At 65.4% G+C, this 15,843-nt stretch carries 14 protein-coding genes; 10 read left to right on the top strand and 4 right to left on the bottom strand.

Annotated elements, in window-relative coordinates; translation table 11 throughout:
* Nucleotides 1–75 precede the first annotated feature (75 nt).
* The 10 genes from U1708_RS06715 to U1708_RS06670 all read left to right on the top strand — a co-directional run bounded on the left by U1708_RS06715 (nt 76) and on the right by U1708_RS06670 (nt 10,454).
* Nucleotides 76–1,326, top strand: coding sequence for an MFS transporter (locus tag U1708_RS06715; RefSeq protein ID WP_332744000.1), 1,251 nt, complete (start codon nt 76–78; stop codon nt 1,324–1,326).
* The gene (locus U1708_RS06710) at nt 1,323–2,387 is read left to right on the top strand and encodes a sugar phosphate isomerase/epimerase family protein (protein WP_332743998.1); all 1,065 of its coding nucleotides are present in this window, start codon (nt 1,323–1,325) and stop codon (nt 2,385–2,387) included. The genes U1708_RS06715 and U1708_RS06710 overlap by 4 nt, the downstream gene beginning before the upstream one ends.
* A complete protein-coding gene (locus U1708_RS06705; RefSeq protein WP_332743997.1) occupies nt 2,384–3,544 on the top strand; it encodes a Gfo/Idh/MocA family protein in 1,161 nt (386 codons plus the stop codon). The genes U1708_RS06710 and U1708_RS06705 overlap by 4 nt, the downstream gene beginning before the upstream one ends.
* Nucleotides 3,541–3,927 carry a c-type cytochrome gene (locus tag U1708_RS06700; protein ID WP_248520848.1) on the top strand — a complete coding sequence of 129 codons (387 nt, stop codon included), beginning with the start codon at nt 3,541–3,543 and terminating at the stop codon, nt 3,925–3,927. Before U1708_RS06705 ends, U1708_RS06700 begins: the two co-directional genes overlap by 4 nt.
* A gap of 13 nt (nt 3,928–3,940) precedes the next feature.
* Nucleotides 3,941–4,864, top strand: coding sequence for a hydroxypyruvate isomerase family protein (locus tag U1708_RS06695; RefSeq protein WP_332743995.1), 924 nt, complete (start codon nt 3,941–3,943; stop codon nt 4,862–4,864).
* Nucleotides 4,865–4,905: 41 nt separating this feature from the next.
* On the top strand, nt 4,906–5,721 hold the full coding sequence (locus U1708_RS06690; RefSeq protein ID WP_332744547.1) for a 3-keto-disaccharide hydrolase: 816 nt from the start codon (nt 4,906–4,908) through the stop codon (nt 5,719–5,721).
* Entirely contained in the window at nt 5,718–6,299 is a 582-nt protein-coding gene (locus tag U1708_RS06685; RefSeq protein ID WP_332743993.1) for a gluconate 2-dehydrogenase subunit 3 family protein, read from the top strand. The genes U1708_RS06690 and U1708_RS06685 overlap by 4 nt, the downstream gene beginning before the upstream one ends.
* The gene (locus U1708_RS06680) at nt 6,296–7,129 is read left to right on the top strand and encodes a sugar phosphate isomerase/epimerase family protein (protein ID WP_332743991.1); all 834 of its coding nucleotides are present in this window, start codon (nt 6,296–6,298) and stop codon (nt 7,127–7,129) included. Before U1708_RS06685 ends, U1708_RS06680 begins: the two co-directional genes overlap by 4 nt.
* 63 nt (nt 7,130–7,192) lie before the next feature.
* Nucleotides 7,193–8,869 (top strand): GMC family oxidoreductase, encoded by a 1,677-nt coding sequence (locus U1708_RS06675; RefSeq protein WP_332743989.1) that lies wholly within the window; start codon nt 7,193–7,195, stop codon nt 8,867–8,869.
* 241 nt (nt 8,870–9,110) lie between these two features.
* The gene (locus U1708_RS06670; protein ID WP_332743987.1) at nt 9,111–10,454 is read left to right on the top strand and encodes a lipopolysaccharide biosynthesis protein; all 1,344 of its coding nucleotides are present in this window, start codon (nt 9,111–9,113) and stop codon (nt 10,452–10,454) included.
* A 37-nt stretch (nt 10,455–10,491) separates the two neighbouring features.
* On the opposite strand, the gene U1708_RS06665 is transcribed toward U1708_RS06670, so the two are convergent.
* From U1708_RS06665 to katG, 4 genes are all read right to left on the bottom strand, one after another.
* Nucleotides 10,492–11,520, bottom strand: a complete 1,029-nt coding sequence (locus U1708_RS06665; protein WP_332743985.1) for a glycosyltransferase family 2 protein — start codon at nt 11,518–11,520, stop codon at nt 10,492–10,494.
* 73 nt (nt 11,521–11,593) lie between these two features.
* On the bottom strand, nt 11,594–12,475 hold the full coding sequence (locus U1708_RS06660; protein WP_332743983.1) for an NAD(P)H-hydrate dehydratase: 882 nt from the start codon (nt 12,473–12,475) through the stop codon (nt 11,594–11,596).
* Entirely contained in the window at nt 12,472–13,236 is a 765-nt protein-coding gene (locus U1708_RS06655) for a histidine phosphatase family protein (protein WP_332743981.1), read from the bottom strand. Before U1708_RS06655 ends, U1708_RS06660 begins: the two co-directional genes overlap by 4 nt.
* A gap of 181 nt (nt 13,237–13,417) precedes the next feature.
* Nucleotides 13,418–15,646 (bottom strand): catalase/peroxidase HPI, encoded by a 2,229-nt coding sequence (katG, locus tag U1708_RS06650; protein ID WP_332743979.1) that lies wholly within the window; start codon nt 15,644–15,646, stop codon nt 13,418–13,420.
* Between the last annotated feature and the right edge of the window lie 197 nt (nt 15,647–15,843).

Here is a 15,843-nt window from a genome sequence, read left to right as displayed (position 1 = left end):
TCCTTTACATACGTTTCACGGATCCGTAGCTTCATGTCAGACAAGCAGTAAATCTGCGATCGGAGAGGTTGGCGAATGGCCGTTGCAGACACTGCACAATATTCAACAGGCGTAGCCCCGTCGGGTGGTCTTTTGACCGGCCGCCTGAGCGCGATGATGTTCATGCAGTTCTTCGTCTGGGGCGCGTGGACCGTAACCCTCGGCCTCGTCATGCAGACCGTCGGGATCGGCAGCCTGATCGGCAACGCCTTCTCGGTCGGCCCGATCGCGTCAATCGTCGGGTCGTTCCTGCTCGGCATGGCGGCAGCTCGGTACGTCAGCCCGCGGATGCTGATGGTGATCCTGCACCTGGTCGGCGGCGTGCTGCTGTTCGTGCTGCCATCGCTGGTGACGCCGGAGAATGGTCGGACCTTCGTCTGGCTGCTGCTCTGCTACATGATCCTCTACATGCCGACGGTCGGCCTCGCGAACACGATCGCGCTGAAGAGCTTTGGCGAGCGGACCGACAAATTCCCGTTCGTCCGCGCGTTCGGCACGCTCGGCTGGATTACCGCCGGCCTGATCATCGGCTGGGCGGGGTTGTCGGCGAGTCCCGAGATTTTCCGCGTCGCTGCGGTCGTGTCGATCGCGCTGGGGCTCTACAGTTTTACGCTGCCGAATGTTTCGTCGGACGCGCCGCGCGACGAGAGCGTCCTGCGCCAGGTGTTCTGCGTCGAGGCGTTCGGTCTGCTTCGTCAGCGCTCGTTCCTGATCTTCATGACCTGCGCGACGCTGATCTCGATCCCGTTGGCGATGTATTACGCCTATGCCTCGCCCTATGTCGGCGCCACCGGCATCAGCAACGTCGGCGGCACGCTGGCGATCGGCCAGATGTCCGAACTCGTGTTCATGTTCTCGATGCCGTGGCTGTATCGCCGGTTCGGTGTGAAGCCGCTGCTGCTGGTCGGCATGGCCGCATGGGCGTTGCGCTACGCCTTGTTCGCGATCGGCGATGGCGGTTCGTCGATCTGGGCGGTGTATCTCGGCGTCGCGCTGCACGGCGTGTGCTATGATTTCTTCTTCGTCGCCGGCGCGATCTACACCGGCACGATCGCCACGCCCAAGGGCGTCAACGCGCAGGCGCAGGGCATGCTGACGCTGTTCACCTACGGCGTCGGCATGCTGCTCGGGTCGCAGATCGGCGCGCTTCTGTATGCGCAATTGCCCGCATCGCCGACCATCGCCGACTGGCAGCATATGTGGTGGTATCCCGCGATCGCCGCGGCCGTCATCGCGCTGCTGTTCCAGTTCACCTTCCGCGACGACACCAGAAAGAGTGCAGCATGACCGGCATGAAGGGCCCCGGGATATTCCTCGCCCAGTTCCTCGGCGACGAGGCTCCGTTCGATACGCTCGACGCGCTGGCCGAATGGGCGGCTGGCCTCGGCTATGTCGGCGTCCAGATCCCCTGCAACGCGCAGTTGATCGACCTGAAGCTCGCCGCCGAGAGCAAGACCTATTGCGATGATCTTCGCGGCCGCCTGGCCAAACACGGCATCGAAGTCACCGAGCTGTCGACGCATCTGCAAGGCCAACTCGTCGCCGTCCATCCGGCATACGACACGCTGTTCGACGGCTTCGCGCCCACCGAACTCCACGGCAAGCCCGCCGAGCGCCAGCTTTGGGCGGTCGAGCAGGTCAAGCTCGCCGCCCGCGCCAGCGCCAATCTCGGTCTGTCCGCGCACGCTACCTTTTCGGGGGCGCTGGCATGGCCGTACGTCTACCCCTGGCCGCAACGCCCCGCCGGGTTGATCGAGGAGGCCTTTGCCGAACTCGCCCGCCGCTGGACCCCGATCCTCGACGTGTTCGAGGAATCCGGCGTCGATTGCGCGTTCGAAGTCCATCCCGGCGAAGACGTCCATGACGGCGCGACCTGGGAACGCTTCCTCGCGGCGGTCGACAACCATCCGCGCGCACGCCTGCTGTTCGATCCGTCGCATTTCGTGTTGCAGCAGCTCGATTATCTCGACTTCATCGACCGCTATCACGACCGGATCTCGTGCTTCCACGTCAAGGATGCCGAGTTCAACCCGACCGGCCGAACCGGCGTGTACGGTGGTTATGAAAACTGGGTCGATCGCGCCGGCCGGTTCCGCTCGCTGGGCGACGGGCAGGTCGATTTCTCCGCGATCTTCAGCAAGATGGCGCAATATGGCTATGACGGCTGGGCGGTGCTCGAATGGGAGTGCGCGCTGAAACGATCCGACGACGGCGCGCGCGAAGGCGCACCGTTCATCCGCGACCACATGATCCGCCTGACCGAACGCCCATTCGACGACTTCGCCGCCAGCGGCATCGACCGCACCGCGATCCGCAAGTTGCTCGGACTGTCGGAGGAGCAGGCATGAGCCGCCTCCGTCTCGGTATGGTCGGCGGCGGGGAAGGGGCCTTTATCGGCGCGGTACACCGGATGGCAGCCGCGCTCGACGGCGACTGGGACCTCGTCGCGGGCGCGTTCAGCACCGACGCCGGCCGCAACACGCGCACCGGCACGCTGCTCGGACTAGACCCACAGCGCGTCTATCCGTCGATCGACGCGATGATCGCAAGCGAGCGAAACCTACCCGCAGACCAGCGCATCGACGCGCTCGCGGTCGTCACGCCGAACCACCTCCACGCCCCGATGGCGATCGCCGCGCTCGACGCGGGCTTCCACGTGTTCTGCGAAAAGCCGATGGCGATGAGCGTCGTCGAGGCCGAGGCGATCGCCGCCGCCGCCAAGGCCAGCGGCCGCCTGTTCGCGCTGGCGTTCACCTATAGCGGCTATCCGCTGATCGAGGAGGCGCGCGCGCGCGTCGAACGCGGCGATTTCGGCACGATCCGCCTGGTCCAGGTCGAATATCTGCAAGGCTGGCTCAGCCAACCGATCGACACCGACGGCAACAAGCAGGCGGAGTGGCGCACCGATCCCGCCCGCGCCGGGCTCGGCGGCTGCCTCGGCGACATCGGCACGCATGCGTTCCAGCTCGCCGAGTATGTCTCCGGCCTGTCGGTACACTCGGTTTCCGCAGACCTGACGACGCATGTCGACGGTCGTCGGCTCGACGACGACGTCAGCGCGCTGCTCCGGTTCGAGGGCGGTGCCCGCGGCGTGCTCAAGGCGACGCAGGTCGCGGCAGGCGAGGAGAACGGGCTGCGACTGCGCATCCACGGCGAACGCGGCGGCTTGGACTGGTCGCAGATGGAACCCAACACGCTGACGCTCCGCTGGCTCGACCGCCCCGCCGAGATCGTGCGGACCGGTGGCCCCGGCATGCTCGACGCGACCGCCTCGCTGGTGCGTACACCTGCCGGTCATCCCGAGGGCTATATCGAGGCTTTCGGCAATCTTTACCGCGCGTTCGCCTCGGCGATCCGCGGTGATCAAGACGGCAGTGGCGGAGAGCGCCGCTGGTTTCCGGGCGTGACCGATGGCCTGCGCACGATGCGCTTCATCGAGGCGGTGATCGCCAACGCCGGCGCAGACCAGAAATGGACTTTAGTAAATCCGGGAGAGAATGAATGAAGCTGCTCATGGCTCTGGTCGCGGGAAGTATCGCGGCAGTTGCGGCAGTCACGGTCTCAGCGCCGACCACCGCGCAATCCACCGCGGCTGCACCGCCGGCCTTCGCCGCGTGCCGCGCGTGCCACACCGTCGTGAAGGGCGGCAAGAACGGCATCGGCCCCAACCTGTACGGCGTGGTCGGCCGTGCCGCCGCCGCGACGCCCGGCTTCAACTACTCGCCCGCGATGAAGGCATCGAAGCTGCGCTGGGACGAGAAGACGCTCAACGACTATCTCGCCGCACCGCAGAAGAAGGTGCCGGGCACGCGCATGCCGATCGCGACGCCCGATGCCGCCAAGCGAGCGACGATCATCGCCTACCTCAAGGCCGAGGGCTCGAAATGACGGTAATGGTCGCATGACGCTCTCCCGCCGAAATCTGCTCGGGGCCGGGCTCGCGGCAGGCGCTGCCGCGTCGCTGGTGCCGGGCATGGCCGGGGGGCAACGCCGCAGCTCGAACGCCGCGCGCTTTTCGCTCGGCTACGCGCCGCACGAGGGCAGCTTCGCCAGCCGCGGCGGGCGGATCGAACAGATCGCCTACGCCGCCGATCAGGGCTTCACCGCCTGGGAGGACAACGAGGCGGCGACGCGGTCGGTGGCCGAGCAGGAGCAGATGGCAAAGGCGCTGGCGCAGCGCGGTATGACGATGGGCGTGTTCGTCGCCAGCATGCCCAAATGGTCGAAGTCGCGGCCCTTGCTCGGCGCGACCGACGGCGCCGAGCGCGAGGCGTTCCTCGCCGATATCCGCGCCTCGCTCGAGGTCGCCAAGCGACTGAATGCGAAGCGGATGACCGTCGTCACCGGGTTCATGGACCCGAAGGTTCCGGTGGATATCCAGACCGCGCGCGTGATCGACGTGATGCGCCGCGCCGGCGATATCGTCGCGCCATCGGGGGCGGCGATGGTGATGGAGCCGCTCAACACGCGGACCAACCATCCGGGCGTCTATATGCAGACGATCTCGCAAGGCTATGCGGTCGCGCGCGGTGCCAACAGCCCGGCGGTCAAGGTGCTCGCCGATCTGTATCACGAGCAGATCCAGTCGGGGAACCTGATCCCGACGCTCGACACCTGCTGGAACGAGATCGGCTATATCCAGTTCGGCGACAATCCGGGCCGCAACGAACCATCGACCGGCGAAATCAACTACGCCTCGATCGTGAAGTGGCTGCGGGCAAAACGCTATTCGGGCGTGATCGGCATGGAACACGGCAATTCGATCGCCGGGCGAGCGGGCGAGGATCGCCTGATCGCCGCCTATCGCGAGATCGATGCAGCATGAGGGGGACGGGGATGAGGGGAAGACGCATGAACACCTGTTTGATGGCGAGCGTCGCCACGGCGTTGACGCTGATGGCGACGGGGTCGGTCGCGGCTCAGGAGAAGCCCGGCTTCAAGGACACGCCGATGCTGCCAGGCGGCCAGTGGCGCGTTCATGACGCCGACCGCCCTGCGCCGGTCGTCGTCGCGCCGGCCGCGACCCCCGGCGGTCCACCCGCCGATGCGGTCGTGCTGTTCGACGGACGTTCGCTCGATGCATGGAAGCCCGATCGGATCGCATGGCCGATCGCGGACGGTGCGCTGACGATCCCGTCGCGTGCGAAGAGCGGCGGCGAGAACAACCTCGTTTCGAAACAGAGCTTCGGCGACGTGCAGATGCATCTCGAATTCCGCTCGCCAAACCCGCCGACCAAGACCTCGCAGGACCGCGGCAACAGCGGCATCTGGTTCATGCAGCGCTACGAACTGCAGATCCTCGATGGCTCGCAGAACCCGACCTATGCCGATGGCACGGTCGGCGCGGTCTATGGCTGGAAGCCGCCACTGGTGAACGCCTCGCGTCGCCCCGGCGAATGGCAGACCTACGATATCGTGTTCGAGCGACCCCGCTTCGCCGCTGACGGTAGCCTGGTCCGCCCCGCTTATGTCACCGCGCTGCTGAACGGCGTGCTCGTCCAGAACCACCAGGCGATGCTCGGCACGACCATCTGGCGACAGGTCGCGAGTTACAAGGCGCACGCCGATGCCGCGCCGATCCAGCTCCAGGATCACGATTCGCCGGTGTCGTTCCGCAATATCTGGGTTCGTCCGTTGCCCGAGGCGGCGATCGCACAGGACCTGAAGAAGGACGGTAAATGATCGATCGTAGAACTGCACTCGCGGGCGTCGTCGCCATGTTCGGCACGGCCCTGTATGCGCCGATCGCGCGCGCGGCCGGTGTCGCGCAGGCGCCCGGCGCGGCCGCCGGCATCCCCGTCATCAGCGAGGGCCCGCCCAGCGTCGCGGTCTTCACGGCCCCCCAGCGCGCGCTGATGACCGCACTCAGCGAACGTGTGCTGCCGACCACCGATACGCCGGGCGCGATCGCCGCCGGCGTCCCGGCCTATATCGAGAAGCTGCTCGCCGACTGGGCCCTGCCGGCCGATCGCGTGCCGATCCTTGCCGGGCTCGACGCGATCGAGGCGCGCAGCCTGAAGGACTATAAGGTCGCCGGTGCGAAGGCGACGGCGGCGCAGCAGGATGCGCTGCTCACGCTCGCGATGAACGACCAGATCCCGTCCGGCGGCGTCTTTTTCGAGGCGTTCCGGCAGCTCGTCGTCACCGGCTATTACACCTCCGAAATCGGAATGACGCAGGAGCGGGAGTATTTGCCGGTGCCTGGTGAGTATAATGGTGAGTTTCCCTATTCTCAGGTCAACAAGGTGTATTCCGCATGATGCTCAGCCGTAGACACCTGCTCGCGGGTTCGGGCGCGGTGGCCGCGCTTGCGTTCGTGCCGGCCGCGTCGGCGGCGCAGTTGAGGGCGATCGGCCTGCAACTTTACACGATCCGCGACATCTTCGCGAAGGACCCGGTCGGCACGCTCGGCAAGGTCGCGCGGATCGGTTACCGCGAGATCGAGTTTGGCGGTGGCGGCTATGACGGCATGGACCACGCGATGCTGCGCCGGACGATGGACAAGCTCGGCCTGACCGCACCGTCCGTGCATATCGGCTACGACGCGCTGCTTCACCGGTTCGACCAGTCGGTGACGATGGCCAAGACGCTCGGCGCGACCACGGTCGTGCTGCCGTACATGACCGACGAGCATCGCAACGAGGCTGGCTGGAACGCGGCACTGCCGAACTTCAACCGGTTCGCGACCGACCTGAAAAAGGCCGGGCTGGGCTTCGCCTATCACAACCATGATTTCGAGTTCACGACCAAGCCGGGCGGCGTCAGCCTGTACGAACGTCTGCTGAAAGAGACCGATCCGGCGCTCGTGAAGCTCGAACTCGATCTCTACTGGGCGCTGCATGCCGGTGAGAACCTGACGACACTGATCGAACGCCTGTCGCCGCGCCTCTACGCCTATCACGTCAAGGACATGCGCCCCGATCGGAGCATGACCGCGGTGGGGCAGGGCACGATCGACTTTGCCGCGCTATTCAAGCTGAAGGCGAGCGCCGGCGTGCGGCATTTCTACGTCGAGAACGATCAGGCTCCGGCGCCGTATCTGCCCGACATCACCACGAGCTTTCGTACGTTGCGCGCGCTTCGTTTTTAAGCGGGGTCTCTAAACGGCGCGTTTCCGACGGGGCGTGAATCTGAGTATTAGGAGAGGAAGATCATGGCTGAGACCAACAGGTTCGACGCGATCGTTATTGGTTCGGGCGTCAGCGGCGGTTTCGCTGCGAAGGAATTGACCGAGAAGGGCCTCCGCGTCCTGATGCTCGACCGCGGCAAGATGGTCGAGCACGGCGAGGGCTACACCTATGACGGCAAGCCCGCTTACGAGGTGCCGGCGCGCAACATCATGCCCAAGCCGTTGCTCGACAGCGATTATTTCATCGCCAAACACGGCTATGTCGCGCCCAGTAACCGCGAGTTCCACAACGACGACCGGCTGAACCCCTATGCCTATGACGAGGGCAGCAAGTTCTACTGGATCCGGCCCGGCGCGGTCGGCGGCAAGTCGCTGATCTGGGGTCGCTGGTGCTTCCGCTGGAGTCCCGCGGATTTCGAGGCGAACAAGCGCGACGGCATCGATGGCGACTGGCCGATCCGCTATGACGACGTCGCGCCGTGGTACAGCTATGTCGAGAAATATATCGGCGTGTCCGGCTCGCGCGAGAATCTCGATTATCTGCCCGACAGCGAATTCCAGCCGCCGATGCCGATGAACGTCGCCGAGAAATGGCTCAAGCAGGGCCTCGAATCCAAGTTCCCCGGCCGGAAACTGATCAACACGCGGCTGTCGAACATGACCGAGGACAAGCCCGACCAGAACCGCACCAAGTGCCAGTTCCGCAACCAGTGCGGGAATGGCTGTTCGTTCGGCGCCTATTTCTCTACCCAGGCGGTGACGTTGCCGGCGGCGCGCGCGACGGGGCGCCTGACGCTCAAGTCGGACTCGGTCGTCACCAACCTCGTGTACGACGCGGCGCGAAAAAAGGTCACCGGCGTCCGCTATATCGATGCCAAGACCGGGCAGGCGGAAACGGTGCAGGCCGATCTCGTCTTCCTGTGCGCCTCGGCGATCGCCTCGACGCAGATCCTGCTCAACTCGCGCGCACCCGGCAGCGACCGGAGCTATTTCGACGATAGCGGCACGCTCGGGCGTTACGTGATGGACCATATCTTCCGCGTCGGCGTCGAGGGCGACATTCCGGGCATGGAGGAGTTCATCGAGTTCGGCCGTCGTCCGGGCGGCGTCTACGTGCCCCGCTTCCGCAATATCGGCGGCGACGAGGGTGTCGGCTTCAAGCGCGGCTATGGCTATCAGGGCAGCGCCTATCGCAACCCCGCGGCGCCGGTCGGGTTCGGCGCGTCGATGAAGCAGGGCATGCGCAAATACGCGCCGTGGCGGTTCAGCATGGGCGCGTTCGGCGAATGTCTGCCCTATGCCGACAACAAGGTTTCGCTGCACCAGTCGAAGGTCGACCGGTTCGGCGTGCCGCTGATGCGCTTCGACGTCCGCTTCCGCGACAACGAGTTGAAGATGATGACCGACGCGCGGACGCAGGGCGAGGCGATGCTGAAAGGGGCGGGCCTCACCAACGTCAGGAGCACGGAAGGCGAGCACGTTCCCGGCGACGCGATCCACGAAATGGGTGGCGCGCGAATGGGTCGCGATCCGCGTACGTCGGTGCTCAACGAGTGGAGCCAGGCGCACGCCGCGTCGAACCTCTACGTGACCGACGGCGCGCAGATGGCGTCGATCTCGTGCGTGAACCCGTCGCTGACGTTCATGGCACTGACCGCCCGCGCCGCCGATCACGCGGTGCGCCAGATGAAGAAGGCCTAGGCTGGGGAAGGACGTTCGTGCGGACGTCGGCTGGGGCGCGTTTGGTCGCGCCAGCCGGCGGTCGGGCCGGGCGTCGGACCGAGCGTACTGTCCGCGAGACCAGGCACCGGCAGGCGCCGTGCGGGATACGAAGCCGCCGCCGATCGGTCGGTGAACGGTTCCTTTCTTCCGATTTCGTGCAAGTGCCGATGAGATTGCGGTGCTTGTGACGTAGCGCCAGCCCCGGTAGGTCGCGAGCATCATGTCCAGCGCTCAGCGTCCTCCCAACCTCCGATCCGACGGCGACGTGCTGCGCTCCAATGGGAATGTGCTGCGTTCGATCGGACATAATCTCGGTTGGCTGGTGGGTAGCCGGGGCGTCGTTGCGATACTGTCCCTGCTGTATCTCGGCATTGCGGCGCGCACGTTGGGCGTGACCGGATTTGGCCGATTTTCGCTGATAACCGGAGCGGCGCAGGCTCTGGCCACGCTGGTCGCGTTCCAGAGCTGGCAGGTGATCGTCCAGTTCGGCGTCGGCCTGTCACGCGGCGAAGACGAACCGAGGCTGGCACGCCTGTTTCGCGGAACCGCGGCGCTCGATCTCATCAGCGCCTTGATCGGAGCAGCGCTCGCGGTCGCCATTCTCGAGCTCTGGAGCGATGCCTTCGGTATCGGTGCAACGCTCAAACGTGCCGCGCTGATATTCACGGTGGTCCAGCTGGTGACGATCCGGTCCGCCGCCGTCGGCATCCTGCGCCTGCGGGACAAGTTCCGGCTTGCGGCGATCGCGGACAGTATAACGCCGATCGCGCGGGCGGTCGGGGCCGTGCTCGTCATGATCTTCCATCCCACGGTCCAGGCGTTCCTGGCGGTATGGGCGATCGCCGAAGTGCTGACGTCCGCCACGTACTGGGGGATGGTCGCGCATATCGGCGACTTGAAGCTCCTGTGGGGCGGGGCCGGCTTCAAGCGGATGGTGCGGGAGAATGACGGCATCCTGAATTTTGCGCTGAGTACGAACGCCAGTTCGACATTGGCGCTCGCCAGCAAGCAGTTGCCGTTGCTGGCCGTCGGCAACGAGCTGGGCGTCGCCGCGGCCGGCACGTTCCGGCTGGCCGCGCAACTCGCGCAGTCGCTCGGAAAGATAGGCCAGCTGATATCGCGGGCGGCGTTTCCCGAAATCGTACGCGCCGTTCAGGAAGCCAAAGACGAAACCGTCCGGCGACTGGTCCTGCGAACCGTCCTGATGAGTACCGTGGCGGGCGCGGTGATCATGCTGATCGCGGTCGTGTTCGGGAAGTCGGTACTCAAGCTGGTGGGCGGGCATGTCTTCGGTCAGGGAAACGTCGTCCTGATCTGGATGGCGGCGGCCGGTGCGATCGACCTGGTCGCGGTCGGGCTGGATACCGTATTGACGGCTCGCGGCTATGCCGGGCGCATTTTCCTGATCCGGATCGTCAGCGTCGCGATCATGCTGGCCACGGCTCTGGTCACGCTGCCCCTATGGGGTGAGGTCGGGATGGCCGTCGCGGTCGTCGCGGGGTCGACCGCCGTCACCAGCCTGCTCTTCGTCATAACCTATACGAAGAAGCCCGAACCCGCTTGAAGGTGCACCGTCCGCGCTATCGGGGATGTGGGATCGCTCAGCGATATGCGTAGGTCCGCCACGCGTCTTTTACCCATCCCCTGACATCTGGGCCGAGCAGGCTGGTCGGCAACCGCGTGGTAAAGGCCTTGATCGCCTGGGCGCGTCCGATCTTCGGTGCCATCGCGCGGCAGGCAAGAAGCCAGAAATAGTCGCTCGCCGTATCGAGCGCGCCGGGATCGAAGACGTGCGTATCGTCGTTCGCACGTCGCAACCGGGACAGCCAGTCGCGGGCCCAGGGCAGGAATTGCGTATCGACATCGGCATCCCGCAAGTCGGCAAACCCGAGCAGGACATGCCGTTCGACGTCGGTCCTCGTCGCGTCGATCCGCAGGGCCGCCAGCGTCGGCGCGATCAGCATCTCCCGGCTCGTCAGGATCTCGCTTCGAAATTGGCGAACGGTCTGGTCGGGGTGCATGCGACGATCGATCAGGATTTCCGGCAGGTTCGCAAGACGATGGTCGTGCTGTAGGCGTACGAACATGTCGACGTCTTCGCAGACCCGGTATCGTGGATCGTACCGATACGACTTCAGTATCTCTGCGCGTCCCATGATGGAGGATTGCTGAAACGCCGACCGGAACAACAGCCACGCGGCGATCATCGGCGGGCTGAGCGGCGGCATGCGGGTCCCTTTCTTCGGGGTGCCGTCCGCGTTCATCTTGCCGGCAGCCGAACCGACCATCGCGATAGTCGGGTTGTCGCGCAGGAAATCGACCTGTTTGCGTATCCGCGTCGGGCGAGCGACGTCGTCGCTGTCCAGCCAGGCGATATACTGGCCGCGCGCGGCCGCAAGGGCGGTGTTGCGTGTCTCCGGAATGCCGCGGTTGATCTCATGGCGTACAAGTCGCAATCTCGGATCGTCGAATGCTGCGATGATCTCGAGCGTTCGATCGGAGGATCCGTCGTCGACGACGATCACTTCGGTATCGGTCAGCGTTTGCTTGAGCGCACTGGCGATCGCGTCGCCGACGTAATGCGCGCGATTGAACGTCGGGATTAGGATCGAGACCGTCGGAATGTGCATGCGAGCTGCTTAAGCGCGCCACGAGCGAACGCCAACATCATCGGCGAGGGTATGATGGGCCTCCGAGCGTGAGCTATTGCGGGAGCAGGCGCGGAAACTCGGCGGGAACCTCGCGGGCGAGAAAGCCGATCGGACCGCGCGTGGTTGCGACGCGTCGCCCGCTCTGTCCGTGCAACCAGACGCCCCAGCCGGCCGCGATGATCGGGGACGCGCCGCGGGACAGTAGGCCGCCGATCGCACCGGCCAGGACATCTCCCGATCCGCCGGTCGCGAGTCCGGTGCCGCCGCCGCCATAATGCAAGGTCGTTCCGTCGGGTGCGGCGATGATGGTATCGCTGCCCTTGAGGACGACGACGGCGCCGTATTGCGCGGCGACGTCCCGCGCGATCTTGTCCGGGGACTGCGCGATCGCGTCTTCCTCGATACCCGTCAGCATCGCCATTTCGCCGTGATGCGGCGTGAACACCATGCGACCGTCGAATGCCGCGAGCGCTTCGCGCTGACCTCGCGCGGATCCGATGGCCATGGCATCGACGACCAACGTGACCTCGTCGCAAGGCTGTGTCAGGATCAGACGGAGTAGCGCCTCGGCGGCATCGGCGGACCCCATGCCGGGCCCGACGACCAGCGTATCGCAGCCGTTCAGCGATTTTTCGAGTAGGGGGCCGGCTGCGCCGTCGATCTCTCCGTCGCCGTCTTGCGGCAGTGCGAGGACACCGGCCTCAGGGACGAGCAGGCCGAGGCCGATCGCCGCGGATGCGATCGTGGCCATCTGGAGCTTGCCCGCGCCGACCCGAAGCGCGGCCTCGCCCGTCAGGCGAAGCGCGCCCGGCACCATCGCCGAACCGCCGATCGCCAACACGCGGCCCCGGCTGTTTTTCGTGGTTCCGGGGCCATGAACTGGGGGCGGGTTGGCGGCGATCCAGCTGCTGTCGAGGGGAATGGTATCGGTCATCCTCGTACTCCGGTGGTACGGTCCGGCTCGGCGGTGACCGGGGCGGACCCTTTGTGGTCGACGACGTCGTTGTAGCGAACGAGCGTGAGCGCGCCGTCCTGCGGTCCGTCGGGATCGAAGCGATATTCGGTGACCGAGCAGTTCGCGACGTCACCTTGATGGTCGATCGCCAGGATCTCGTCCTCGGTCAGGTTCTCGATGACATAGCGCAGGCAGAGGACGACGACCTGATGCGCGACGATCATCACGCGGCGTCCGGCATAGTGCAGTGCGATCGTATCCATCAGCGATCGGAGGCGGAAGATGACGTCGCACCAGCTCTCCCCGCCGGGCGGCCGATGATAGAATTTGCCGAGGATGCGGCGGAACTCGGCCTGGTCCGGATATACCGACGCGACACCGCTGGTGGTCAGGCCGTCGAGAATGCCGAACTCCTTTTCGCGCAGGCGTTCGTCGATCCCGATCGGCTCGTCGCCGACCGAACCGCCCTGTTCACGGAACAGGTTTAGGGTCTGGCGCGCGCGGACATAGGGCGAGACCAGCAGGATGTCGGGGCGATCGTCGGGATCCGTGCGGGCGAACCATGCGCCGAGCGCGCGGGCCTGCTCCTCGCCCAGGGGGGACAGCGGAATATCGACGTCGCGGTGCGACAGGTCGATCCGTTCAGCGCCGGCGGCGTGTGCTGCATCGCGCGCCACGTTTCCCGCACTCTCGCCATGACGGACGATCCAGAGGCGAGACGGCCAACGTGCAGAGGTCATGGAATCCTGTCCAAAAGAGTTGCTACGGTTCGCTCAACGCGGTCGGCACGGGATGGCTGCATGACTCTTCGGCGAAGTCTGCGCGGTCGTGATCGCGAGGGGCGGGCTCCCGATCGGCATGGCATGAAAAAGGGCGCCGACATTGCTGTCGACGCCCTCTCTTCAGGTCCTGAACCGACAATCAGTCGAGCAGGTCGTAGCGGTCCGCGTTCATCACCTTGGTCCATGCCGTCACGAACTCCGCGACGAACATCTCCTCCGCATCGGCACAGGCATAGACCTCGGACAAAGCGCGCAATTGCGAGTTCGAGCCGAATACCAGGTCGGTACGCGATGCGGTCCACTTGTGATCGTGCGTGCCGCGGGTCGTGCCGACATATTCCTGGTCGCTTTCCTCGCTGACCTGCTTCCATGCGGTGCGCATGTCGAGCAGGTTGACGAAGAAGTCGTTCGTCAGCTGGCCCGGGCGATCGGTGAACACGCCGTGCGCCTTCGCGTTGGAATGGTTCGCACCCAGCACGCGCAGACCGCCGATCAGCACCGCCATCTCAGGGGCCGACAGGCCCAGGAGCTGCGCCTTGTCGACCATCAGCTCCTCCGTCGGCACGGTGAAGCGCGTCTGGAGATAGTTGCGGAACGCATCGGCCTTGGGCTCGAGCACCTTGAAGCTCTCGGCGTCGGTCTGCGCTTCGGTCGCGTCGGTGCGACCAATCGTGAACGGCACTTCGATGTCATGGCCAGCGGCCTTGGCGGCGGCTTCGATGCCGACCGATCCGCCGAGCACGATCAGGTCCGCGATCGAGACGCGCTTGGCACCCTCGCTCGGATCCTTCGCGTCGAACTCGGCCTTGATACCGTCATAAACCGCCAGAACGCGAGCAAGCTGCGCGGGTTCGTTGACGTCCCAGTCCTTCTGCGGCGCGAACCGGATGCGCGCACCATTCGCGCCGCCGCGGTGGTCCGACCGACGATAGGTCGAGGCCGACGCCCAGGCGGTGGTGACGAGTTCTGCGATCTCCAGACCCGAATTGGCGATCGCCTTCTTCAGGTCGGCAACGTCGAACGAGTCGATCGGCTTGTAGTCGGCCTTCGGGATCGGATCCTGCCAGATCAGTTCCTCGGTCGGCACTTCTGGGCCGAGGTAGCGCTGCTTGGGTCCCATGTCGCGGTGGGTCAGCTTGAACCACGCACGCGCCCAGGCGTCGGCGAAGTATTCCGGGTCCGCCCGGAACTTCTCCATTACCGCGCGGTAGCTCGGGTCCACCTTGAGCGCCATGTCGGCGGACGTCATCATCGTCGGCACGCGCTTGTCGGGCGAATGCGCGCCGGGCGCCAGCGTCTCTTCCGGGTTGCCGACCGGCTGATACTGATGCGCGCCCGCCGGGCTGCGGACCAGTTCGTATTCATGGTCGAGCAGCATGTCGAAATACGTCATGTCCCACGTGATCGGCGTCGGCGTCCAGGCGCCTTCGATCCCGCTGGTGATCGTGTCGTCGCCCATGCCGGTGCCATGCGTCGACGTCCAGCCGAGACCCTGCGACGCGATGTCCGAGCCTTCGGGTTCCTTACCGACCTTCGACGCGTCGCCGTTACCATGCGCCTTGCCGAAGGTGTGGCCACCCGCGGTCAGCGCCGCGGTCTCGACGTCGTCCATACCCATCCGGGCGAACGTCTCGCGCATGTCGCGTGCCGAGCCCATCGGGTTCGGGCAACCGCCGGGACCTTCGGGATTGACGTAGATGAGGCCGTGCTGGATCGCCGCGAGCGGCTCCTCCAGCGCCATGCCGGCTTCCTCGTCGATCCGGGTCTGGCCGAGCCACTCTTCCTCGGTGCCCCAGTAGATGTCCTTCAGCGGCTCGAACACGTCGGCGCGGCCACCGGAGAAGCCGAAGGTCGGTCCGCCCATCGACTCGATCGCGACGTTGCCGGTCAGAATGAACAGATCGGCCCAGCTCAGCGCGCGGCCGTATTTCTGCTTGATCGGCCACAGCAGGCGGCGTGCCTTGTCGAGGTTGCCGTTGTCCGGCCACGAGTTGAGCGGTGCGAACCGCTGTGCCCCCGACGACGACCCGCCGCGACCGTCACCGGTGCGATAGGTGCCGGCCGAATGCCATGCCATGCGGATGAAGAAGGGGCCGTAATGCCCGTAATCCGCAGGCCACCAGGGCTGGCTGTCGGTCATCAGCGCAACGAGGTCGGCCTTTACCGCGGCATAGTCGAGCGCCTTGAACGCCGCGCGGTAATCGAAGTCATCGCCCAGCGGGTTCACCGCGAGGCCGGGGCCCTGCAGGATTTCCAGCGGCAACGTATCAGGCCACCAGTCACGGGCGGTACGACCCAGCAGCGCGCGCTTGGCAGCCGGCTGCTTACCCGGATCGTTGATCGGGCTACCTTCGGTGATCGCGTCCATGTCTCTCTCCTAATGGCAACTTGTGTGCCTTCTTTAATACCCGTTTACCTCGGACTACGGCAACGATTTGCTGAGATAACTATGATCGAACAACTCGATCGTAGGCTCCCGGTACTTATGCTTCGATGCTGACTTTTGGCCAGTCCGGTAGAAAAGGCGAGTCCTACTTCTAGCCGTCAAGGCAAGCAGTATGCGCC

Origin of the sequence: Sphingomonas arabinosi (genome assembly GCF_036663715.1) — a bacterium.
Taxonomy (GTDB): Bacteria; Pseudomonadota; Alphaproteobacteria; order Sphingomonadales; family Sphingomonadaceae; genus Sphingomonas.
This window is presented reverse-complemented; position numbering and strand designations above follow the sequence as displayed.